The sequence below is a fragment of the Synergistaceae bacterium genome (genome assembly GCA_017540085.1).
Taxonomy (GTDB): domain Bacteria; phylum Synergistota; class Synergistia; order Synergistales; family Aminobacteriaceae; genus JAFUXM01.
The window spans coordinates 56,121-76,985 of sequence record JAFYBQ010000013.1 but is presented as its reverse complement, the minus strand read 5'-3'; the positions used below and the strand labels follow the sequence as shown (position 1 = coordinate 76,985).

Genomic DNA, 20,865 nt, shown 5'->3' with positions numbered 1-20,865 from the left:
AATTTCACATGAAGGGATTTGATTTGATACATGCAGTATGAAGACGAGCAAGAATTATCACTGCTAGACATATTCAGCATACTTTGGAGAAAAAAATGGCTGATATTCTTCCTGACGTTTATTTTCGGGGCGGCGGCTACCGTATATGCTTTCACGAGGCCGTTTATATACCGTGCTGAATGCAGGATCATTCCGCCGGGGGGAACATCGTCCCCGTACGGAGGATTTGCGACCTTTATGGGATTTCAGCCGGGGTCATCGGCTCAGAGGATGATAGGCATCCTTAACGGCAACACGGTGGTTGACGCGATTATCGACAAATTCAACCTCATGGAGGAAATGAGCATGGACATACGGCTAATGGCGAGGCAGGCTGTACTGGGAAGCCTTGAGGCAACTGTCGACAACAGCAGCGGTATTCTCAGCGTTGCGTACCTCCATACAGATCCGCAGAGAGCTTCGGACATGGCGAATGCGTTTGTCGAACAGCTTCAGCTCAAGATGAGGGAGATAGCATTTGATGACGCGCAGGAGAAGAGGCTATTTTTCGAGAATCAGCTCATGCAGGCACAGCAGGAATTAGCCGATGCGGAGAACGCCATGATGAAATACCAGCAGAACAGCGGAGTGCTTGCCCTTGGGTCTCAGACAGCCTCCCTGCTCGGATCAATATCAAGCCTCAGAAACCAGATAGCCGCCAAAAATGTCGAAATCTCATCGCTCTCAAGCTATGCCCGCCAGGACAACCCCCGTCTCAAGCTCGCCCGCTCACAGCTTGAGGCCATGACAAAGGAGCTTCACCGCCTAGAGGAAGAGCAGAAGCGCACAGAGCGCAGGCAGGGGCGCGCAACATCGGGAGATATTCTGTCCTCGCTGGGAAACGTCCCGGAGCTTAATGTAGAGTATATGAGATATGAGCGCGCTTTGAGATTCGCAACAGTCAAGTATGACACTATGCTGAGGCAGTACGAGAACGCGAAACTTTCTGAGGCCAACGACCTTTCTACGCTCCAGATTGTAGACCCTGCAACGCCCCCGGATTACAAGTACCTTCCGCGTCGGGCAAGGATTATAGTTCTAGGGGCAATGGCCGGATTTGGGCTTGGAATTATCTGGGCGTTCCTCGCCGAGCATATCCGCGCCCTGAAAAAAGCCAAGGAATATGATTATGATGATGAGTAGTATTTTTCCCCCTGCCTGAAAAAAGACGGGGGGAATTTTTTTCACCTTTCGCCGCGCTGACGGTACATCAACGCTTCCGCAATGTGCATTTTCTGAATGTCTTTCTCGCCGAGAAGGTCAGCTATAGTCCGGGCAACTTTCAGCACACGGCTTAACCCGCGCCCGGATAAGTTCACTTTCGCCGCCATTGACGCAAGATATGACCGCGTGTCGTCGTCAAGCGTCAGGCATCTTTTCACGAGCTTTTCGGGGATTTCGGCGTTGCAGACAAAACCATATTCCCGCCAGCGTTCAACCTGTATATTTCTTGCGCGTATGACTCTCTCCCTGATTGCCGCGCTTGTTTCGGGGGGCTTGCTGTTCTTGTCGATGGACAATAATTCCTGCGGTGTGAGTCTCGGCACTGCTATTTGTAGGTCTATCCTGTCCATGATTGGCCCGGAAAGTTTTCGCTTGTAGCGTTCTATTTCTGACGGTGAGCATTTGCACGGCTGTACGGGGTCTCCCAAGTAACCGCAGGCGCATGGATTCGCCGCCAGCACAAGAAGCACTCTTGAAGGGTATGTTACTGACCCTGAAGCCCGGCTAACGTGAATTTCTCCGTCCTCAATCGGAGCGCGTAAACTCTCGGTCAAGTCCCGCCGGAACTCTGTGTACTCGTCGAGGAACAATACGCCCCTGTGAGCTAATGACACTTCCCCCGGCCTCAAGTCAAAGCCTCCTCCGCAGATTGATACGGTGCTTGCTGTGAAATGTACTGTCCGAAACGGCCTAATGCGCCCGGCTTTTGTCTCAAGTCCCAAAGTGCTGCGTACTAGCATTGTTTCTACAAGCTCGTCATCAGTGAGAGGCGGCAAAATTCCGGCGATGGCTTTGGCGATTAGGGTCTTACCGCTTCCGGGTGAGCCTACAAGCAGCAAATTGTGATGGCCTGCCGCGGCGATTTCTGCGGCTCTTTTTGCCTGAATCTGTCCTTTTATGTCGGAAAAATCCGGGTCAGCGTTCACAGGCAAATCAGGAATATACGCCGGGGGTAATGGCCGGGGATTCTCTTCTCCCCGTATCATCATGACGAGTTCGGCGAGATTGTCCGCGCAGTAAGCCTCCACTCCCTGCACTAACGCGACTTCCTCAGCGTTCCCCGATGGAATGTACAGCGGGATTTTCATTTTCCGCGCAAGAAACGCCGCCGGAACAGCACCCCTCACCCGCCGCAATCTACCGTCAAGCGCAAGTTCTCCCATGTATAACGCTTTCGGACATTCCTTCAGTGCGCCCATTGCCTTAATCATTCCCAGTGCTATAGGAAGGTCAAGCAGTGCGCCTTCTTTCGGGAGGTCAGCAGGGGCAAGGTTGACGGAGACTCTTCCGCGCAGATTCAGACCCAGCGAACGCAATGCAGATCTCACGCGCTCTTTTGACTCACGCACCGCCGTGTCAGGCATTCCGACAATATTCACCTGAAATATTCCCCCGGTGATTTCTACCTCGACTTCAACGGGAAGTGCCTCCATTCCCCTCAGCGTTACGCCGGGTATACCGCTCATGATTTCCGCCGTCTCCTGAGATAGAGGATGTAGCCTCCCGCGATAATCACAGCGAGTCCGACACATGCAAGCGTTATGACATGGAGATATTCTTTCAGCATGTCTTGATGTTCTCCGAGAAGGTAGCCCGCGAACGTCAGCACAACAACCCACGCCCCCGCGCCTATTGTCGTGAAGAGCATAAACGTTTTCATTGGCATACGCGCAATTCCGGCAGGAAGGGAAATATATTGACGTATTACGGGAAGTAGTCTGCCTACAAGGGTGCTTACATGGCCGTGCTTGGAGAAAAATTTGTCGGCTTTGTCGATTGATTCGGGGGATATGAAGAAATATTTTCCGTACTTCAGCAGAAACGGACGGCCTAATTTCACCGCCAGCCAGTAATTGAACAGCGCACCCAGCAAGCTCCCGGCAATGCCGGAAATCAGCACGAGGGACAAAGACATTTCCCCCTTCCACGCGAGATAGCCCGCAGGAGGCATGACAACTTCACTGGGAAAAGGGAAGAACGACGATTCGAGGAACATTAGCGATATTATGCCGGTGTAGCCCATACTGCCGATTGTGTCGACAAGCCACGAGGTAAGCGCGCTGATTATGTGCATTACAGTCCAAGCTCCTCTTTTACTGACGGGTCATAGGCGATATTCCCGCCCATTTCCTCAAGTTTTTTCTGTGAATGTGTCGCGGATATGAATCTGATTGTCCCTGAGCTGCTCCTCATGCAAAGCGAGTTAGTCTCAATATGCGCCCCGTGATAGTGAACCCCGCGCAGTAAATCACCGTCAGACCCTCCCGCCGCCGCGAAAAATACATTGTCCCCCTTCACGAGGTCGTCAATCGTCAGAACTGTATCGCGTGTTAGTCCGCGCTCCCTAGCTTTCGCTTCGTCATCGTCATTCCTGAAATACGGCTGGCACTGCATGTTAGCGTCAAGACACTTCATAGCGCAGGCAGTGATTACGGCTTCGGGAGATCCGCCAATGCCGAGAAGTATATCTGCTGTTTCATGGCCGGGGAGACTCGTCATCAATGCGCCTGCTACATCTCCGTCCCCGATTAGCCTGACCCGCGCACCCATTGCCCGAACCTTTTTGAGGATTTCGGCGTTTCTCGGACGGTCAAGCATTACAACGGTGGTCTCCTCTATCTTTTTGCCTTTTGCCTTTGCGACTATTCGGACGTTAAACTCTATAGGGGCTTGAATGTCGATATACCCTGCTGCTTCCGGGCCAGTAACAATTTTGTTGAGGTAGAAGAGATTATCCGGGCTGAACATTGAGCCTCTCGGAGCTGCGGCGATTACGCTTATTGCACCGTCCTGCCCCTGCGCCATAAGCCTTGTGCCGTCTATAGGGTCAACAGCTATATCGACTTCAGGGCCTTCACCTGTGCCGACTTCCTCGCCGTTAAAGAGCATGGGAGCCTCGTCCTTTTCGCCCTCGCCGATGACTACAACGCCCTTCATGTCAACACCGTGCAAAACGTAGCGCATAGCCTCTACTGCGGCGCGGTCAACCTCGTTTTTGTCGCCGAGTCCGAACCAGCGACCCGATGCCATGACAGCGGCCTCTGCTGACCTGACTAACTCCATAGCAAGATTCTTGTCCTGCGCGAACAATGCCATGATGAAAATTTCCTCCCGTGAAAAATTTTTGTGTGAATGTTTTTTGTGATGGGAAAAATTATATAACAGAAATCAGAATTGATGAGGGTAAAAAAATCCCCCGATGCTCTCACACCGGGGGCGGCATTTACTCCAAGCCGTATTGTTTCAGCAACTGCCGGTAACGCTGCTCAACCTCGCTCAGCTGTGGCTCGCTCCGTTTCGGGGCAGGTGCTGACGGTCTCGGCACAGCGGCATTTGTGTGTGCGCTGACCTGCTGGGAGGCTTTTGCCTGTGAGGACTCCTGCTGTGATGATTTCTTGCTTCCTGACTCTCTCGGCTCTGAGTACGAACGCGCAAGATACGTATCATCCTGCTCAACGAGGAAAAGCCGCGGGCCTCTCGGATCATTGTCGGCGGCTCTGTAGCTCCCTCCGTGAACGGGGCATGAGGCAGTAGGGCTTCTTCCTTTCGGGAAAAACAGCGGGACAGCCTGACACCCTCCCCGCGCACGGTAGCCAGTAGCACGGCAGATTGATACCTTGTCGACCTCTACCCAGTCAGGCGGAGCCGGGAAATTCGCCGGGGTATTCTGCTCTTCAGCGGCATACGTCATAAACTTTTTCCACACAGGAGCGGCCATTGTCCCGCCGAAAGCGCGGCGACCCATCGACTTGTGATCATCGCGCCCGACATAAACAACCGTTGTCAGCCCGGGAACGCCTCCGCAGAACCATGCGTCAATGAAATCATTTGACGTTCCTGTCTTGCCGAATGTGTTGATGTCCTTGATTGCCGCGGGCTTTCCTGTCCCTGACCTCACTGCGTCCTGCATCATAGAGCGCAGAGCGTATGCCGTCTCCGGCCTCATCGCCTGGGACTCTGCCGTCTGCCGTTTCTCTAACACATTGCCGTCCCGGTCTTTGATTTCGCGAATCATCAGGGGGACGATTCTTTTCCCGCCGTTGTTGAAGCAGTTGAACGCCACAGCCATCTCAAGCGGAGTCAGACTCGCAGAGCCGAGCGCGACCGATAAATCATTAGGGAGATATTTTGTCTCAATTCCCATATTACGCGCCATCTTCACGATTGCGTCCGTTCCGATATATGCCGCGACTCTCACTGCAACAGTGTTGTATGAGCCGACTAACGCCCGCTGTAATGTAACCTCGCCCGAATACCCCCCGCCGGAATTGTGCGGAGACCATCCCTTGCCCTTTCCGCCCTTCTGCTTGAACGTTATCGGAGCATCGAGAAAGTGATCGCTGGGCATTACGTCTTCTTCCATTGCTGCGGCGTAAACAATCGGCTTGAAGCTGGAGCCGGGCTGACGGACTGCCTGAGTCGCACGGTTGAATTTGCTCTCCTTGAAGTCTTTGCCTCCGACAAGGGCTAATACCTCGCCTGTTTCTGACTCAATGCAGACAAGTGCGCCCATTACATTTTTGTTGAGGCCGTTTATTGCCTCCCTTGCTTTTTCCTGCAATTTGAGGTCAAGAGTCGTGTAGATTTCCATTCCACCGCTGTAAACTTCATCCTTTCCGTATTTCGGGAGAAGGTCATTAAACAGAAGGTGAGAAACGAAATAGGGTGCCATGTTGTACTCTTCAATCTTGTTGGAGCGGCTGCGGAACTGCAATTCCTCATCGTATGCTGCCTGCCTCTGTTCGGGCGTAATCCATCCGAGAGTCTCCATACGTCCGAGAACATAATTCTGCCGGGCTTTTGCGTTGCTTATGCTTGACTGCGGATTGTAGCGTCCGGGGTTGGCGATGAGTCCCGCGAGTATTGCCGACTGCGCCACGTCTAAATCTCTTGCTGACTTGTCGAAATATGTCCGGGCGGCTGTCTCGACTCCCCATGCCCCGCGCCCGAAATTTATCGTGTTCAAATACAGCTCTAGTATTTTGTCTTTCGGGAATAATTTTTCGAGCCTCATCGCGATAATTATCTCTTTGGCCTTACGGGTTATGCTCTTCTCATGTGTCAAAAACAAGTTCCGCGCTAACTGCTGTGTGATTGTGCTTGCCCCTTGTACTTTTCCGCCCTCTACAATGTCTGTCCACAGCGCACGCAGTATAGATCCTATTCGTATTCCGCCGTGCTGGTAGAACGCTGAGTCCTCCGCCGCAAGCACAGCCCGTATTATGTTCGGGGACATCTCATGAAGCTCTAGCGGTGTCCTGTTCTCGATGAAGAGACGCGCTATAACTTCCCCGTTCCTGTCATACATGATAGAAGGAAGACTGCTACGGGGGTTGGCAAGCTCTACCATGCTGGGAAGATCCTCGGACAATTTCACGACATACCAAGCGACTCCCGCGCTTAATGCCCCTGTCGCAAGAAGTATCACAAGAAGTATAGTCATCAGTATAATCTTCATGATTGAGACATGTTTTCTCTTGTGCGGTTTCGGGGAATGATTATGCGGGTGCTGGGACTCATATTCCTGCTCCTGTCTAATTCTCTGCTGATGCTGTCGGTTTCTGAGGAGCATTTCGTCAAGGTCAATGCGGTAATTTATATCGTTGTTCCCGCGTGAATGCCGCGGGCCGTATCTCTCATTCATGCAATTTTGCCCCTTTGCTTAATGGATTCCGTGAAATCATATCACAATACGCGCTCAATTATCCGTATCATTCCGCCCCTGCGCTCGTAGCCAGTCTCGTAAACGTCCTCAAGTCTGAACCACTGATATTCGCCGTAAGTTACTGTGAGAATATTAATGCCGCTGTCTGACTCCTCATAGCCGGCCAGGTTGAACCAGTGCCACTGGAAATCGTCAAGCCGGGGATTTTTGTGATGTAATAACAGGAACGGGACGGGAAAATTTCTGTCAATCTGATCTGTTACCGCCCCTGCGAAATCATTATAGGGTACATTGCCGGAGACTCCCTCAAGAATGAGTCTGTTATTGCCTGCGTGACTCATGTAATCGTAGAAACCGCATATGTATGTTTCGAGGAGGTCGACTCCGTGATAGCGGGGATAAAGATATGGCTTCATTGACGAGGCGAACCGAACGAAATCGGAGCGGGACAGGTTGCCGGGGTCGTAGGGGTAAAGCGTCCTGTATTCCTCCCGGCGCGAAAGGAATATACATGTGTCGCAGGCTGTTACGGCAGCACATCCGCCCATGTTCATATCCCATTCGGGGAGCCAGTCCTGATTGCCTCCGGGGGCATCGTCAATAGTGAAGTAGCCGAGAATTTTTTTGTGTGCCAATTTCTGAATCACCTTCTGAAAAATTTTATGGCTGATATTTTATAGCGTGAACAAAAAAATGCCCTCTCCCGTAAAATTTTTGACGGACAAGAAAAATTATAATGTGAAAATTTCCGGCTGTGCTAAAATATCTCACGTTTTCACACCTCAATGAAAGGAAGATTTTTTCACATGGCAGACATCATCGGACTCACCTGCACACAGTGCAAGAGACGCAACTACACAACAACAGTCAACAAAAAGAAGCAGGCAAAGAAACTTGAGCTGAAGAAATACTGCAAGTGGTGCAACGCTTCAACGCTCCATAAGGAATCAAAGTAGTGTTGCCAAAAGATTAAGCCTGTTGTAAAATTCAGCCCGTAATTTTCACGCAGGTCCGTGGCTCAATTGGCAGAGCACTGGTCTCCAAAACCGGGGGCTGCAGGTTCGAGTCCTGCCGGGCCTGCCATTTCGTTATTATAAGGACAAAGCAAATGGCAAAATCATCAGCAGAGAAACCCACAAAAATGTCTTCGCTAATGAACTTCATCCGTGAAGCCAAAGCCGAACTCAAAAAAGTTACATGGCCTACGCGCAGACAAATATGGTACTGGACGCTAGTCGTAATAGTGTTCACGCTGTGCGTGTCGCTTTATCTGGGACTGGTTGATTTCCTTCTTGCGTGGCTTTTCAGCGCGCTGTTAGGTTAAACTGCCATGCCGGGCGAACGAAAATGGTATGTCGTTCAGACGTACGCCAGCTATGAGAAGCGCGTGAAGGACGACCTCACTCAGCGCATAAAGGCCATGAAGATGCAGGACAAAATCTTCAGCGTTCTTATACCGACAGAGACAAACATTGTCGTGAAGGACGGAAAAAGCCGCGAAGTTACCCGCAAACTTTATCCCGGATATGTGATGATTGAGATGGTTCTCGATGAGCAGTCATGGTACACAGTCAGGCACACGCCCGGAGTAACAGGTTTTATCGGCGCGGGAACTCACCCTATGCCGCTGTCGCAGGAAGAAGTTGACCGCATTATGTCCGGCATGAAGAAGGCTGACGAGAATCCCAGAGTCGAAATGGATCTCAAAGTCGGCGACACTGTGAGGGTAGTTGCGGAAGGCGACATGAAAGGATTCACCGGCCCTGTAGTTGAAATAAACGCGAAAAAAGGCCGTGTGAAATTCAAGAGCGACATGCTCGGCGGCTCAGTGCTTGAGACGGATTACAAAGCCTTAGAGAAAATATAAGGCCGTAAGCAATAGACAGAAAGGAAAATTTTTATCATGGCTAAGAAAGTAGTAGGGCAGGTAAAATTGCAGTTACCCGCCGGAAAAGCAACGCCCGCGCCCCCTGTAGGCCCCGCGTTAGGCCAGCACGGCGTGAATATTATGGAGTTCTGCAAGCAGTTCAACGCAAAGACACAGGATCAGGCCGGACTTGTTATCCCGGCAGTAATCACGGTGTATGCTGACAGGAGCTTCACATTTGAGCTGAAGACTCCCCCGGCGGCTGTACTGCTGAAGAAAGCGGCAGGGATTGAGTCAGGCTCAGGAGTCCCGAACAAGACGAAAGTCGGAAAATTAGCCCGCGCAAAGGTGAAGGAAATCGCCGAGCTGAAGATGAAAGACCTTAACGCAAACGACGTTGAAGCCGCTATGAGGATGATAGAAGGCACAGCGCGCTCAATGGGTCTGGAAATCACCGACTAGCACCCTACCCCCCTAAATCCACTTGGTAGGTTCACCCCCCTTAATCCCCCCTTGGCATGGGGGACGAGGGACTCGCCCATGTTCCTGCCTCCCCTGCGAAAGGGGAGGTGCCCGGAGGGCGGAGGGGTCGCGGAGGGGTCGCCTCCACTGCGTAAGGGCAGGGAGGGGTAACAGAATCAGCGGAAGGGGAAAAATCTGCCCCGTTATTCACCGCAGGAGGTACAAACATGAAGAGAAGCAAGCGTTACAGGGAAGCAGCCGCAAAAATCGAGGAGGGGAAATTATACGGACTCCGCGAGGCTGTCGAGCTGTTCAAGCAGATTTCAACAGCGAAATTCAACGAGAGCATAGAAGTTCACGTAAGGTTAGGGATTGACCCGAAACACGCGGATCAGCAGGTAAGAAGCACGGTCTCACTTCCTCACGGTACAGGCGTAACAAAAAGAGTCCTCGTAATCACTCAGGGCGAGAAAATCAAAGAGGCTCAGGACGCAGGAGCGGATATAGTCGGCGGAGATGACATCGTTCAGCAGATTCAGGGCGGATTCATGGACTTTGACGCGGTAATAGCGACTCCCGACATGATGAAGTCTGTTGGTCGTCTCGGTAAAGTCTTAGGCCCTCGCGGACTCATGCCCAGCGCGAAAACTGGCACGGTAACATTTGAGCTTTCAGCCGCCGTTAAAGAGATCAAAGCTGGGCGCGTTGAGTTCAGAGCCGACAAGACCGGAATCATTCACAACGCCGCCGGAAAACGTGATTTCAGCGTTGATGACCTTTACGACAATGTGAAAGCGTTGCTGCAGGCAATATACAAAGCAAGACCCGCCGCAGTCAAAGGAACTTACGTAAGAAGCATCGCAATAGCTTCAACGATGGGACCGGGAATCGCTGTTGACCCTGCATTAGCGCAGAAGGAATTAGCCCTATAGACATTATCAGCACTGTAAAAATTTTCGACAGCAACAAATAAATATATTCCCAAGACAGCAGGGGCTTCACGCTTAATATTCCAACCCTGCCCAGGAGTGAGAAATGAGAGTAAAAATGCTCCTCCTGTGTTATCATGGGCGGAGCTTGTTTTTGTTGAAGGAGGTGAAACACACAACATGCCGGCAGAAGTGAAATACAGTCTTGTTGACGGGCTGAAGGAAAAATTATCGCGGACCAAGGCTGTTTTTGTCGCCGAATATCGCGGGATGACAGTCGCGCAGAGTACAGAGCTTAGGCACAAGGTGCGCGAGGCAGGCGGAGAGCTTAAAGTCGCAAAAAATACCCTTTTCGCAATCGCCATGAAAGAAGCGGGACTCTCTGAGCTTCCCGAAGAAATGACCAAAGGCCCGAACATTTACGCGCTCTGCTATGATGACCCCGTAGCCGTCGCAAAAGTCCTCAAGGATTACGCGAACGACAAAACGCAGAAGGCATTTATCCTCAAGGGAGGCCAGCTCGAAAATCAGCAGCTTAACTTGGCACAGGTGATGGCACTTGCGGATCTTCCGTCAAAAGAAGCTCTCCGCGGTCAGGTCGTCAGGACAATCGCCGCGCCTATTTCGGGGTTCGTCAACGTTCTTGCGGGTACGATCAGGAATTTCGTTACATGCCTCGATCAGATTCGCGCAAAGAAGGAAGAAACAGCAGCATAACAAAATATTATTACGGAGGAAAAATCTATTATGACCAAAGAAGAAATCATCCAGGCTATCGAATCAATGTCAGTGCTTGAGCTTTCAGAACTCGTGAAGGCTCTTGAGGAGAAATTCGGCGTATCAGCGTCAGCGGCTCCCGTTATGATGGCGGCCATGCCCGGAGCAGGAGCAGCAGCAGCACCCGCAGAGGAGAAGACAGAGTTTGATGTCGTCTACAAAGCACCCGGCGCGAACAAAATCGCAGTCATCAAAGCAGTGCGCGAGATTACATCACTCGGCCTGAAGGAAGCAAAAGAACTCGTTGACAACCCGCCCAAGAACGTCAAAGAAGGCGTGTCAAAGGAAGAGGCTGAAGAGATCCGCAAGAAGCTCGCTGAGGCCGGCGCAGAAGTCGAAGTGAAGTAAGTTTGCTTAGAATTGAGGCTCATTAATTCGGGCCTCTTTTCTTTATGGACGGAGGAATGACACAATGAGCGCGCAGAAAGACAAGAAAGCCCCTCAGAAACCAGACACTACAAAGAAAATTATCATCGGCGTTGTATGCGTTATAGTCCTTCTCAATATCATGTGGACGATAATGCAGAACAAATTCACGCCCAAACTTGACGAGGTAAAAGCGGCAATGGCCACGCTTGAGCAGAGAGTCGAGAAGATAGAGAAAGGCGGCCTCCCCGATGTCGCGAACCTCAAGGAAGATTTCGAGGCTCTGAAGGCTGTATCGGCTCAGTTCTCGGACAGGATCAAGAACTCACTAAAGGCAGAAGAGGAACAGCTCGCCACGCTTGAAGCACAGGTTGAGGCGCAGAAGGCAAGAGTCGAGTCGCTGAAGAAATTAGCACAGTAAGCGCACATCATACAGCGCACCTCCTTTAGGATAAGCCCCGGTTCAAGTCATGGCCGGGGTATTTTATTACACATGAAAGTGAGAGTGATTTACGGTGAATAAGTGCCATTCATGCGGCGCACCCCTCGAAATATCCTGCGAGAAATGCCCCTACTGCGGGACGGTTACGCCCTACGGTGAAGAGAAATTCCGGGAGCGTGAGTCGCAAAAGAAAGATGACGAACGGAGGAAGGCTCTTGAGAATCTCCCGGCCATGAAGTTTGTCGCAATGTCGTTTATCGCGGTGCTTTATATTTTCACACTGGGATTATATTCGGTCTGCTGGTATGCGCTGAGAATGAAGCCGCTAAATTCCCTCAGCACAAAAACAAAACTACCCGCGTGGCTTGTGGCGGTGTTCGCAATTTTATACGCAGGATTGTTCCTCATGCCGCCGGAAATTTCAGAGTACATAGTCAGCGGAGTCGATGAGGAAACAGCGTATACAGTCTTTGATATTGTGCTGGCTCTCGTGATATTGTCATCGGGATGGCTGGCGTTTATCACACGGAAAATTCTTCAGGAACACGCCGCTAACTTCATGGAAAAGTCGCAGGCCGTAAACGTCATAGCACCGTCAGGCGTAATGCTGATACTTTTCGGGGCGGGCTATCTTCAGTCGCAGGTCAACAGAATGATAAAGATTAACATGTTTTCCCCGCAAGTGTAGCAAAAACCCCCGGCATATTCTCCGGGGGCGTTCTGTCTTACGGTCTACTTTGAGTTCTTCACGTAATCGTTTCTTTCGCGCAATGCCCTTTCAGCGAGGGAACACGCATTAATCACAGCTTGGGAGTCCTGAGTCTTTGCGGCTGACTCAATATCCTTCACGGCGTTTTCGAGTCCCCGCTCAAGTTTCCCGCTTGCGGGGGAAGGGTCAGAATACTTCACGGACTCGGCGAACCTCATCACCTGCGATATAGCCTCCTGAGACATTCCCGCCGCCCTCATCTCGTCAACAATATAGCCTATACGTGATGACATTGACGCGATATTCACCCGGCCTTCTGCCTGCTGACGGGACTCAGCGTTCGACAGTTTCAATTCGGCCATGTTGATTAGTCCCATCGGCACAAGGAACACTACAAGCCCACCGACATGAACGAGTATATACCGCGTAACAGTCCACGAGGCATAAGCGCACCATATAGCAACGACAATCACGAACAGGAAGTATACCCCGCCGATTATGGCTTTCGAGAAACTCACGGGGACATTTTTCCCATTGTTGCCCCGCCAAGCTATTCCCGCAAAAATTAACGTCTCAAGAACAAGCGCAAAGAGCAAGAATCCCGCAGAGATCCAAAACGTTTGCCCGCGCTGCTCCGGGGTCGTAAGGTAGTACGCAAAGAAGGCCGCCGCGACTCCGATTAACGCCATAATCAGAAATATATTCATGACCTGGCGAATCTTGCTGAAGAATTTTCCCATCGTAACAATCACTCCTCTATATCTTTTGGCCACAATTAGGGCAGAATTTCGCGCCGGGGACTAATGGATTCCCGCAGTTTGTGCAGACGAGTTTAGCCCCGCAGTTCATGCAGAATTTTGCGCCCGCAGGGACTCCCTGACCGCATGAAGGGCATACCGCCCCTGAAGGATTCGCCGTTGGAGCCGCTGAAGGTGCTGACGGATTCGGAGCCGGAGCCGGGTTATTCGGATTGATGTACTGTCCCATTTGAGCCGCCATTTGTCCGAACGCGCCGCCCATGCCCATGCCCGCGCCGAGTCCCATTCCCGCGCCCATGAGTGAGCCGCCGCCCTCGTTTTTCGCGGCTGACTCCATCACGTCAAAGGAGCGTTTCTGCTGGTAGCTCGTTCCCATAACATTCATGCTTGCTCGTTCAGCCATTGCCGATTTCAGCTTCTTCATGGCCTCGTCATCGTCCGCAACATTCACCGAGCCGAAATAGAAATTAAGCGGCTCAATCCCATAAAGCGACAATTCCGGGCGGATTCTGTCAACAGCTTCTCTTGACATGTCATCAAGATATGCGGAAATCTCGAAAATGTTAATCTTCTTGTGGGCTATGTATGTCGCTATCATGTCGCCCATTCGAGAAAGTATAAGGCCCTTGAAGTATTCTGCGACTTCATTGCGTGTGATTGATGACTTGTTCCCCGAAAGTTTCAGCACAAACTGCCGGCTGTTGTCCACGCGAATCCCGAACTGCCCGAACGCACGAACGTATATGGGAATCTGGTACTCGGGATCTTTGAGCATGATGGGATTCTGAGTCCCCCATTTTATGTCGGGGATGTCGACTTTGTTGACGAACCACACGGCCGCCTTGAACGCACTCTCACCGCCTGTAGCAAGATTGATGAGCCGTCCCAGCATGGGTATGTTGCTTGTTGAGAGGGTATGCCGCCCCGCGCCGAACAGGTCTAACGCCTGGCCGTCCCTGAAGAGTATCGCCTCTTGAGTCTCGCGCACAACGAGCTGAGTCCAGTTGCCTAACTCATCACTTTTTGCGGGGTTTTTTTTGTCGACATACCGCCACGCTAGTACATCGTTTGAGTTTATGCTGTCGTCCCACTGCACTATTTGTACGATTGCCATTTTTCCACGTCCTTTTACACTGCTATTTGGGAATATAATTCCGTGTCTGCTTTCACCATAGCTATAATTTCTCCGGCTCTGAGCTGTATATCCTCAATTTTTGCGGCTTCAGGAATATCAAGCCCGCGTTTTTCCGCGTTAAGAAGCATAAGGTTCAATACACTTCGGCGTTATCGAGAGCCTCGCGCAGAGTCTCTCCGTCCGTGAAACAGTTGCTCATGCCGGGAAAATCAACGTAGTATATTTTATCGTTGAAATCATAACTTATTACTGCCGGATATTCGTATTTCATTTTATTCCTGCCTCCCTGAATATTTTACGCAAAGTCCCCGGCGGTATGTCTTTCCCCGAATGCCTCCATATTTCCGCGCCACCTTTGTACGCTTTGAAGCCTCCGCGTTCCCTCATGTGTCTTCACTCCTTCCGGGCTAATTATACTTTAACACCCGGCACAAAAAACGCCCCCGGAAATTTCTCCGAGGGCATTCCGTTTCCCTGAAAGCGTTAATTTCTGCTTGACCGTATCTGAATCCACACGTATTTGTCGGTACTCTTGTAGTATGCTGTTACGCCCTTTGCGGGGGGAGTGTCGTTGCCGCTTCCTCTGAGTCCGTACTCTTCAGCGTGGGCTTGAAGTTTGCCGCGGACTTTCGGGCCGTCCGCTATTCCTGCGACACTATACCCGGCCCACCATGTCCCGGAGCTGTTCTTAACTATGTAGTTGTCCTTGTCGGGTACATTGCCTTCGTTGTGCATGTACGGCGTAACATCGCTCAGGGAAATTGTCTTGTTCGGAGTTTTGCCGAATGTGTCAATGTTGTCGGTGTAATATGCCATGGCCGCCATCGAGAAATTACGCAGGTTCGTTATGATGTTGTTTGCGCTTGCGTTTGAGAGTGACTCAGAGCTTGACAGCATGAACATGGATGACAATATGCCGATTACCACTATCACTATTATCAATTCCACGAGCGAGAAGCCTTTGTGATTCTTCATGATTATCACCTCTATGAATTTTTATGACAGCTGTACTATTGCTGACGTTACAGGCGCAAATATCGAGATCGCTATTATCGCGATTATTCCCCCGACAAACACAATCAGCATAGGCTCAAGCAATGACACTGTAGCCTTCACTTGTTCGTCTAATTCTTGGTCGTACCATGTCGCGACTCGCTCTAGCATGTTGTCAAGATGCCCGGTCTCCTCGCCGATTCTCATCATCTGCGAAACTAACACCGGGAATATTTTTGCCTGCCTCGCCGCGTCTCCTAATGATATTCCCCTGATTACCCCCTGCCGCAGTGAATTGTAGCCATCCTCAACTGCCTTGTTGCCCGCTGTGCCTTCTGCCATTTCGAGTCCTCTCACGATTGGAACTCCCGCGCTGGTCAGTGCCGAAAGAGTCCGGCTTGAGCGTGCCATTGCCGCCTTCATGACAAGATCCTTCATGACGGGAATCTTCAGCTTTATTCTGTCCATCGTTGGCTTTGTGGCTTTGTTTGTCGACAGGAAAATAAGCCCGCCTATTATCGCAACAAAAACGCCTGCGACTATGTACCAGTTGTGAGAAAACCATTCGCCTATGCCGAACATTACCAGAGTTATCTGCGGAAGCTCTATGTTCAGCGCGGCGAATGTCTCCTGAAACTTAGGTACGAGGAACATAAAGAACAGTATCAATATGCCCACGGCGAATATCATTACGAATGACGGATAGAACATCGCACTGCGTATTTTGCTGCGTAATTGTTCCTGTTTCTCAAGCAATGTTGCTGACTGCTCAAGTGCCTGACCTAAGAGTCCGCCTTCCTCGCCCGCCTGAATCAGCGATATTATCAGTGTGCTGAAGGCTCTTTCCTGACTCATTGCCTGACTCAGGGGCATTCCTCTGTCTAACCTGTTCTTGATGTTCTGCAGGGCGTTTCGGAGTGTCAGATTCTTTTCCCCGCCCGCTATAACGTCTATTGATGTCGCGAGGCTGAGTCCGGCCATTTCCATTGTGGCAAGCTGCCGGAAGAATACCATTAACACTTTGAGGGGGACTTTTCCGCCGGAGAGAATCGCGCCTATGTCGATGTTCATTAATGCCTTCAGGGACATTCCGCCGGAACTCTTCTGCGTTTTCGGTGCCTGTAATGTCTGAGACTGTGAAGAGCCTCCGCCCTGCGCGTTAAGGTTGATGACAATCATCCCTTCCCCGCGTAGCTGGCTGAGTGCGCTTTTCTGGTCGTCCGCCTCAACAGTGCCTTCTACCATTTCGCCGCTTGAAGCCCTCGCCCGGTACTTGAACTTCATCCCGTATCACCCCCGCCCTAAATCCCTGCCGATAATACCCGATCAATTTCGCCCTGGTCATATGCGTAGCTTTTTCCTGTTGACCGTGAAATCTTCCCGGATTTTATCCATCTCACTAAATCCTGCTCCATCGTGTGCATTCCGAAACTCATCCCCGTGAGCATGGCATTTCGTATACTGCTGATTTTCCCCTCGCGTATGCTTGCCCTTATCGCCGGAGTCGTAATCATTATTTCAGTAGCGCAAACTCTGCCCTTTATGTCATCGCGGGGAATAAGCTGCTGCGAGCAGATTCCCAGCAGGGTATACGCAAGCTGAAGCCTGATTTGATTCTGCTGGTGAGGGGGGAAAACGTCAACGATTCTTTCTATCGACTGTGAAGCGTCCTGAGTATGGAGTGTCCCGAAAACAAGATGCCCCGTTTCAGCCGCCGTAACAGCCGCGCCGATAGTCTCAAGGTCTCTCATTTCTCCGATCATGATAACATCCGGGTCCTGCCTCAGAACATGCCGAATCCCGGAGGCGAAATTCTCGGTGTCATGGCCGATTTCGCGCTGATGTATGACTGACATCGCCGGGGTATGTACGTACTCTATCGGGTCTTCTATGGTTACGATATGGGCTTTGCGGTTGTGATTTATCTCGCTGATTATGGCCGCAAGGGTTGAGCTTTTGCCGTGTCCTGTCGGGCCTGTGGCGAGGAAAAGTCCGCGGTGCTTCTGGGACATCGTTTTGAGAATCGGAGGGAGTCCAAGCTCATCGAGAGTCCGAATCTCTGTCGGCACAAGTCTGAATGTCAGTGAGACTCCGTTCATTTCCCTGTACGCACTGCCCCTGAAACGCTGAGTCTCATACACGAACGCGAAATCAAGATCGCCCGTCCTAGTGAAGCGTTCAAGCTGTGCGTCCGTGAGAATCTCGCTGATAAACTTTTCGAGTGCTTCCCGCGTGAAAATTTCTGACGACTCTATGTAGTTCAGTTCTCCGTGAATCCTCAGCGCAGGGAAACAGCCTGAGCTTAAATGAATGTCGCTTGCCCCGTCCTTTATCGCAAGCCTGATTAATTCCTCTAATGCTGGGTTGTCAAATTGTGGCACTTAATATCTCCTCCAGTGATGTATATCCCGCAATCGCCGCATTAATTCCGGCCTGTCGCAGTGTCTTCATGCCGTCCTCTATTGCCGCGCTCCTAAGCTCCATAGCGTCCGCGCCTTTGATTATCATTTCGCGCAGATGGTCATTCAGCACGAGAATCTCATATATTCCGCGCCTGCCCCTGTAACCGTGCCGGCAGTTAGGGCATCCCACCGGCTTGAATGCCGTAGTTCCGTGAGGGATTTTGAGCCTGTCGCACATTACCTCGTCAATTTCGTACTCTTCCTTGCAGTTAGGGCAGAGGCACCGCACAAGACGCTGTGCAATTACCCCGGTCAAAGAAGCCGCAAGCAGGAAGGGAGCGACTCCCATGTCAATCATACGAACCGCCGCGCTCGGAGCGTCATTAGTGTGAAGGGACGACAGCACGAAATGTCCCGTCAGTGCCGAGCGTATAGCAATCTGCGCTGTAGGTGTGTCGCGAATCTCTCCTATCATGATTTTGTCGGGGTCTTGACGCAGGATTGAGCGCAGAGCAGAGTCGAAAGTGAGTCCGGCTTTCTCGTTTACGTTGACCTGATTTATTCCGGGAATGTAGAACTCTACGGGGTCTTCTACGGTGATGATGTTGATGTCGGGATGGCTTATCTGCCTGAGCATGGAATAAAGGGTAGTTGACTTCCCGGAGCCTGTCGGGCCTGTGGCAAGCATCATGCCCCATGGAGTCTCGCAGAATTTCTTGATATGCTCCATGTCGTCATCATCGAGTCCGAGTCGTTCAAGCTCAACGAATGAATGATCCCTGTCAAGAATACGGAGGACGACTTTCTCACCGCTCATTGTGGGAAGTGAGCTTACGCGCAAATCTATGTGCCGCCCGTCAATAATCGTGAGTATTCTGCCGTCCTGCGGCTTTCGTTTTTCTGCGATGTCCATCCCGGCCATGATCTTGAGTCGTGATATGACAGCGGGCTGAACTACAGCGGGGTACTGGTTATGTATATAGAGCTGGCCGTCAACGCGGAATCTTATGCGGCTCATCTGCTCGTAAGCCTCGAAATGAATATCTGAGGCGTTCTCCCTCACTGCCTGCTGAATGGCACTGTTCACGAGTTCGACAAGGGGAGCGTCGTCCGGGTTCATTGTCGTTGTCGTGGCGGCAAGCGGGGTGTATACGTCTCCGGCATCGAATGTGTCAGTCATTGCCCCCTGAACGTTTGCGGTGAAGTCGTACATTCTCGACAGGTTTCGGGAAATGTCATCTCCGCCGGATGTGGCTATTCTCAGGTCATGGCCTGTGAGGAGCTTTATTTCGTCCTGCGCGGGAAGGTCGAGGGGGTCAGACATGGTAACAAGAAGGGTATCATCGTCATCAAGTTTTAGGGGAATGAGCTGGAGTCTTTCTGCTACGTTGCGGGGAATCATCTTGATGGCTTCGTCTTCGGGCTGATAGCGGTCAAGCTGTATGAACTGAAGCTCAAGCTGAACGGCGAGAGTCTCGGCCACCTGAGTCGGGGTCAAAGCTCCGAGAGACACGAGTATTTCGCCCAGTCGCTTGTCGGAAGATTTCTGAAGCATTAATGCTTTGTCTAGGGAGTCCTGACTCACGAGATCGTACTCGCGGAGAATTTCACCGAACCTTTTCCGCTGTGTGAAGAATATATCCTGCAAATTAAAACCTCCCTTTGAGATTCATAATTAGTGAGATTGATTTATGGGATTATTTTCCGAAGTACCCACCCAAAAGCCAGCGTGAAAATTATACCAGCATGGAAAAACTTTTTTCAGGGAGAGTAATTTTGCCTCTGCGCTATACTTTACTGCACACACAAACGAGGAGTGATTAATCATGCCGGAAATTACAGCACCTAGGGGAACACGCGACATACTTCCCGCAGAGTCGTGGAAGTGGTCATACATAATCAATACAGCGTCGCAAACGATGAGGGATTTCGGGTTCAGCGAGATTCACCTGCCTGTGTTCGAGCATACGGAATTATTTTCGCGGGGCGTGGGAGAAACTACAGACATCGTAGAGAAAGAAATGTACACGTTCACCGACCGCGGCGGACGGAGCATAACACTAAGGCCGGAAGCTACAGCCGGGGTAATGCGCTCTGCTGTCGAGAATAATTTATGCGCGAGGGGAGCAGGGGCAAAGCTGTGGAGCTGGGGGCCGATGTTCCGCTACGAGAGGCCGCAGAAAGGACGCTACAGACAGTTTTACCAGATTGACGCGGAATATCTCGGAGTCTCCGGCGCAATGGCAGATGTCGAAATAATATCCCTCAGCATAGAATTATTCAGGAGATTGGGACTCAAGAATCTTGAAGTCGTCATTAACTCCGTTGGCTGTGAAAAGTGCCGCCCCGTTTACCGTCAGAAGCTCATAGAACACTTCACCGCCAATATTGACTCCCTCTGCGACACATGCCGGGACAGGCTGAACCGCAACCCCCTGCGGATTCTCGACTGCAAGAACGAGTCATGCGGCCATGTCGCCGACTCTGCCCCTGACATTTTCGGCTCTCTCTGTGATGAATGCCGCGAGCATTTTGCGCAGGTCAAAGAAGGACTCGAACGTCTCGGCTTCACGTACACAATCAACAAAAGGCTAGTGCGGGGACTCGACTACTACACGAAAACGGCCTACGAGATATTATCCGGGGACTTGGGAGCGCAGAACGCCGTAGCCGGGGGAGGACGTTACGACAATTTATCGCAGGCAGTCGGCGGAGGGAAGGCGAAAATTCCGGGCGTGGGATTCGCGTGCGGGCTTGACCGTGTTGCGCTGGTAATGGAGGAGCAAGGCTGCTCATTCGGCGAGCTTCCCGGAGTCGCTGTGTACTGCATCGCGATGGATGACGAGTCGCGGGGAATGATACAGGCTCTCACATACGATTTGAGGAAGGCGGGAGTCTCTGCTGAGTGCGACACTGCCGGGCGGGGCTTCAAGTCTCAGATGAAAGCGGCGGGGGCTTGCAGGTTTGCGTGTATTGTCGGTGCTGACGAGAGGGCGAATAATGCGGTTACAGTGAAGAATCTTGCTGACGGGACTCAGGTGAATATTTCTGTTGATGAGACTGTGAAATATATCATGGAAAGGGCATAAATTTTCCC

General features: G+C 51.3%; 23 protein-coding genes, 1 tRNA gene and 1 other annotated feature. Of the genes, 12 read left to right on the top strand and 12 right to left on the bottom strand.

The features are described 5' to 3' along the window. Positions 1-30: 30 nt before the first annotated feature. Positions 31-1,182, top strand: coding sequence for a hypothetical protein (locus IKQ95_02650; GenBank protein ID MBR4195594.1), 1,152 nt, complete (start codon positions 31-33; stop codon positions 1,180-1,182). Between the two features lie 41 nt (positions 1,183-1,223). Here IKQ95_02650 and IKQ95_02645 read toward each other — a convergent pair whose 3' ends face one another. From IKQ95_02645 to IKQ95_02625, 5 genes are all read right to left on the bottom strand, one after another. Continuing rightward, positions 1,224-2,729, bottom strand: coding sequence for a YifB family Mg chelatase-like AAA ATPase (locus IKQ95_02645; protein ID MBR4195593.1), 1,506 nt, complete (start codon positions 2,727-2,729; stop codon positions 1,224-1,226). After that, on the bottom strand, positions 2,726-3,337 hold the full coding sequence (locus IKQ95_02640; GenBank protein MBR4195592.1) for a DedA family protein: 612 nt from the start codon (positions 3,335-3,337) through the stop codon (positions 2,726-2,728). Before IKQ95_02640 ends, IKQ95_02645 begins: the two co-directional genes overlap by 4 nt. Beyond that, positions 3,337-4,353, bottom strand: coding sequence for a class II fructose-bisphosphatase (glpX, locus tag IKQ95_02635; protein MBR4195591.1), 1,017 nt, complete (start codon positions 4,351-4,353; stop codon positions 3,337-3,339). Before glpX ends, IKQ95_02640 begins: the two co-directional genes overlap by 1 nt. Positions 4,354-4,486: 133 nt before the next feature. Further along, positions 4,487-6,907: a PBP1A family penicillin-binding protein gene (locus IKQ95_02630; GenBank protein MBR4195590.1), complete on the bottom strand. Its 2,421-nt coding sequence runs from the start codon at positions 6,905-6,907 to the stop codon at positions 4,487-4,489. Between the two features lie 41 nt (positions 6,908-6,948). After that, positions 6,949-7,563, bottom strand: a complete 615-nt coding sequence (locus IKQ95_02625) for a hypothetical protein (protein MBR4195589.1) — start codon at positions 7,561-7,563, stop codon at positions 6,949-6,951. A gap of 171 nt (positions 7,564-7,734) precedes the next feature. Between IKQ95_02625 and rpmG the strand changes: the two genes are divergently transcribed. The 10 genes from rpmG to IKQ95_02575 all read left to right on the top strand — a co-directional run bounded on the left by rpmG (position 7,735) and on the right by IKQ95_02575 (position 12,459). Then, entirely contained in the window at positions 7,735-7,884 is a 150-nt protein-coding gene (rpmG, locus tag IKQ95_02620) for a 50S ribosomal protein L33 (GenBank protein ID MBR4195588.1), read from the top strand. Positions 7,885-7,935: 51 nt separating this feature from the next. Further along, positions 7,936-8,011: transfer RNA gene (locus IKQ95_02615), tRNA-Trp, on the top strand. 25 nt (positions 8,012-8,036) lie between these two features. Further along, positions 8,037-8,252 (top strand): preprotein translocase subunit SecE, encoded by a 216-nt coding sequence (gene secE / locus IKQ95_02610; protein MBR4195587.1) that lies wholly within the window; start codon positions 8,037-8,039, stop codon positions 8,250-8,252. A 6-nt stretch (positions 8,253-8,258) separates the two neighbouring features. Further along, the gene (gene nusG, locus IKQ95_02605) at positions 8,259-8,795 is read left to right on the top strand and encodes a transcription termination/antitermination factor NusG (protein MBR4195586.1); all 537 of its coding nucleotides are present in this window, start codon (positions 8,259-8,261) and stop codon (positions 8,793-8,795) included. A 36-nt stretch (positions 8,796-8,831) separates the two neighbouring features. After that, positions 8,832-9,257, top strand: coding sequence for a 50S ribosomal protein L11 (rplK, locus tag IKQ95_02600; protein MBR4195585.1), 426 nt, complete (start codon positions 8,832-8,834; stop codon positions 9,255-9,257). A gap of 227 nt (positions 9,258-9,484) precedes the next feature. Next, positions 9,485-10,189, top strand: coding sequence for a 50S ribosomal protein L1 (locus IKQ95_02595; protein MBR4195584.1), 705 nt, complete (start codon positions 9,485-9,487; stop codon positions 10,187-10,189). Between the two features lie 30 nt (positions 10,190-10,219). After that, positions 10,220-10,349 (top strand) — a sequence feature (ribosomal protein L10 leader region). A 17-nt stretch (positions 10,350-10,366) separates the two neighbouring features. Further along, a complete protein-coding gene (locus IKQ95_02590) occupies positions 10,367-10,903 on the top strand; it encodes a 50S ribosomal protein L10 (GenBank protein ID MBR4195583.1) in 537 nt (178 codons plus the stop codon). 30 nt (positions 10,904-10,933) lie between these two features. After that, entirely contained in the window at positions 10,934-11,311 is a 378-nt protein-coding gene (gene rplL / locus IKQ95_02585) for a 50S ribosomal protein L7/L12 (GenBank protein MBR4195582.1), read from the top strand. A gap of 64 nt (positions 11,312-11,375) precedes the next feature. Next, a complete protein-coding gene (locus tag IKQ95_02580; protein ID MBR4195581.1) occupies positions 11,376-11,750 on the top strand; it encodes a hypothetical protein in 375 nt (124 codons plus the stop codon). 94 nt (positions 11,751-11,844) lie between these two features. Then, positions 11,845-12,459: a hypothetical protein gene (locus IKQ95_02575; GenBank protein ID MBR4195580.1), complete on the top strand. Its 615-nt coding sequence runs from the start codon at positions 11,845-11,847 to the stop codon at positions 12,457-12,459. 44 nt (positions 12,460-12,503) lie between these two features. Here the strand turns inward: IKQ95_02575 and IKQ95_02570 are convergent, their stop codons facing one another. The 7 genes from IKQ95_02570 to tadA all read right to left on the bottom strand — a co-directional run bounded on the left by IKQ95_02570 (position 12,504) and on the right by tadA (position 19,323). Further along, positions 12,504-13,220, bottom strand: coding sequence for a hypothetical protein (locus IKQ95_02570; GenBank protein MBR4195579.1), 717 nt, complete (start codon positions 13,218-13,220; stop codon positions 12,504-12,506). A 16-nt stretch (positions 13,221-13,236) separates the two neighbouring features. Continuing rightward, positions 13,237-14,352: an SPFH domain-containing protein gene (locus IKQ95_02565; protein ID MBR4195578.1), complete on the bottom strand. Its 1,116-nt coding sequence runs from the start codon at positions 14,350-14,352 to the stop codon at positions 13,237-13,239. A 154-nt stretch (positions 14,353-14,506) separates the two neighbouring features. Continuing rightward, positions 14,507-14,644: a type II toxin-antitoxin system HicB family antitoxin gene (locus IKQ95_02560; GenBank protein MBR4195577.1), complete on the bottom strand. Its 138-nt coding sequence runs from the start codon at positions 14,642-14,644 to the stop codon at positions 14,507-14,509. Positions 14,645-14,856: 212 nt separating this feature from the next. Further along, positions 14,857-15,348, bottom strand: a complete 492-nt coding sequence (locus IKQ95_02555) for a prepilin-type N-terminal cleavage/methylation domain-containing protein (GenBank protein ID MBR4195576.1) — start codon at positions 15,346-15,348, stop codon at positions 14,857-14,859. A 21-nt stretch (positions 15,349-15,369) separates the two neighbouring features. Continuing rightward, on the bottom strand, positions 15,370-16,650 hold the full coding sequence (locus IKQ95_02550) for a type II secretion system F family protein (protein MBR4195575.1): 1,281 nt from the start codon (positions 16,648-16,650) through the stop codon (positions 15,370-15,372). A gap of 17 nt (positions 16,651-16,667) precedes the next feature. Next, a complete protein-coding gene (locus IKQ95_02545; protein MBR4195574.1) occupies positions 16,668-17,747 on the bottom strand; it encodes a type IV pilus twitching motility protein PilT in 1,080 nt (359 codons plus the stop codon). Then, positions 17,734-19,323: a Flp pilus assembly complex ATPase component TadA gene (gene tadA / locus IKQ95_02540; GenBank protein MBR4195573.1), complete on the bottom strand. Its 1,590-nt coding sequence runs from the start codon at positions 19,321-19,323 to the stop codon at positions 17,734-17,736. The genes IKQ95_02545 and tadA overlap by 14 nt, the downstream gene beginning before the upstream one ends. A gap of 271 nt (positions 19,324-19,594) precedes the next feature. On the opposite strand from tadA, the gene IKQ95_02535 reads away from it, so the two are divergent. Next, complete coding sequence (locus tag IKQ95_02535) at positions 19,595-20,857, top strand: histidine--tRNA ligase (GenBank protein ID MBR4195572.1); 1,263 nt, start codon at positions 19,595-19,597, stop codon at positions 20,855-20,857. The last annotated feature ends 8 nt before the right edge of the window (positions 20,858-20,865 follow it).

Excerpts from the sequence above, each read along its gene's own strand:
- IKQ95_02570 (MBR4195579.1), bottom strand. The coding sequence starts at position 13,220 with ATGGGAAAATTCTTCAGCAAGATTCGCCAGGTCATGAATATATTTCTG.
- IKQ95_02595 (MBR4195584.1), top strand. The coding sequence starts at position 9,485 with ATGAAGAGAAGCAAGCGTTACAGGGAAGCAGCCGCAAAAATCGAGGAG.
- rplL (MBR4195582.1), top strand. The coding sequence starts at position 10,934 with ATGACCAAAGAAGAAATCATCCAGGCTATCGAATCAATGTCAGTGCTT.
- rplK (MBR4195585.1), top strand. The coding sequence starts at position 8,832 with ATGGCTAAGAAAGTAGTAGGGCAGGTAAAATTGCAGTTACCCGCCGGA.
- nusG (MBR4195586.1), top strand. The coding sequence starts at position 8,259 with ATGCCGGGCGAACGAAAATGGTATGTCGTTCAGACGTACGCCAGCTAT.
- secE (MBR4195587.1), top strand. The coding sequence starts at position 8,037 with ATGGCAAAATCATCAGCAGAGAAACCCACAAAAATGTCTTCGCTAATG.
- IKQ95_02630 (MBR4195590.1), bottom strand. The coding sequence starts at position 6,907 with ATGAATGAGAGATACGGCCCGCGGCATTCACGCGGGAACAACGATATA.
- tadA (MBR4195573.1), bottom strand. The coding sequence starts at position 19,323 with ATGCTTCAGAAATCTTCCGACAAGCGACTGGGCGAAATACTCGTGTCT.
- IKQ95_02650 (MBR4195594.1), top strand. The coding sequence starts at position 31 with ATGCAGTATGAAGACGAGCAAGAATTATCACTGCTAGACATATTCAGC.
- IKQ95_02580 (MBR4195581.1), top strand. The coding sequence starts at position 11,376 with ATGAGCGCGCAGAAAGACAAGAAAGCCCCTCAGAAACCAGACACTACA.
- IKQ95_02535 (MBR4195572.1), top strand. The coding sequence starts at position 19,595 with ATGCCGGAAATTACAGCACCTAGGGGAACACGCGACATACTTCCCGCA.
- IKQ95_02590 (MBR4195583.1), top strand. The coding sequence starts at position 10,367 with ATGCCGGCAGAAGTGAAATACAGTCTTGTTGACGGGCTGAAGGAAAAA.
- IKQ95_02550 (MBR4195575.1), bottom strand. The coding sequence starts at position 16,650 with ATGAAGTTCAAGTACCGGGCGAGGGCTTCAAGCGGCGAAATGGTAGAA.
- IKQ95_02560 (MBR4195577.1), bottom strand. The coding sequence starts at position 14,644 with ATGAAATACGAATATCCGGCAGTAATAAGTTATGATTTCAACGATAAA.
- IKQ95_02565 (MBR4195578.1), bottom strand. The coding sequence starts at position 14,352 with ATGGCAATCGTACAAATAGTGCAGTGGGACGACAGCATAAACTCAAAC.
- IKQ95_02555 (MBR4195576.1), bottom strand. The coding sequence starts at position 15,348 with ATGAAGAATCACAAAGGCTTCTCGCTCGTGGAATTGATAATAGTGATA.
- IKQ95_02645 (MBR4195593.1), bottom strand. The coding sequence starts at position 2,729 with ATGAGCGGTATACCCGGCGTAACGCTGAGGGGAATGGAGGCACTTCCC.
- IKQ95_02640 (MBR4195592.1), bottom strand. The coding sequence starts at position 3,337 with ATGCACATAATCAGCGCGCTTACCTCGTGGCTTGTCGACACAATCGGC.
- rpmG (MBR4195588.1), top strand. The coding sequence starts at position 7,735 with ATGGCAGACATCATCGGACTCACCTGCACACAGTGCAAGAGACGCAAC.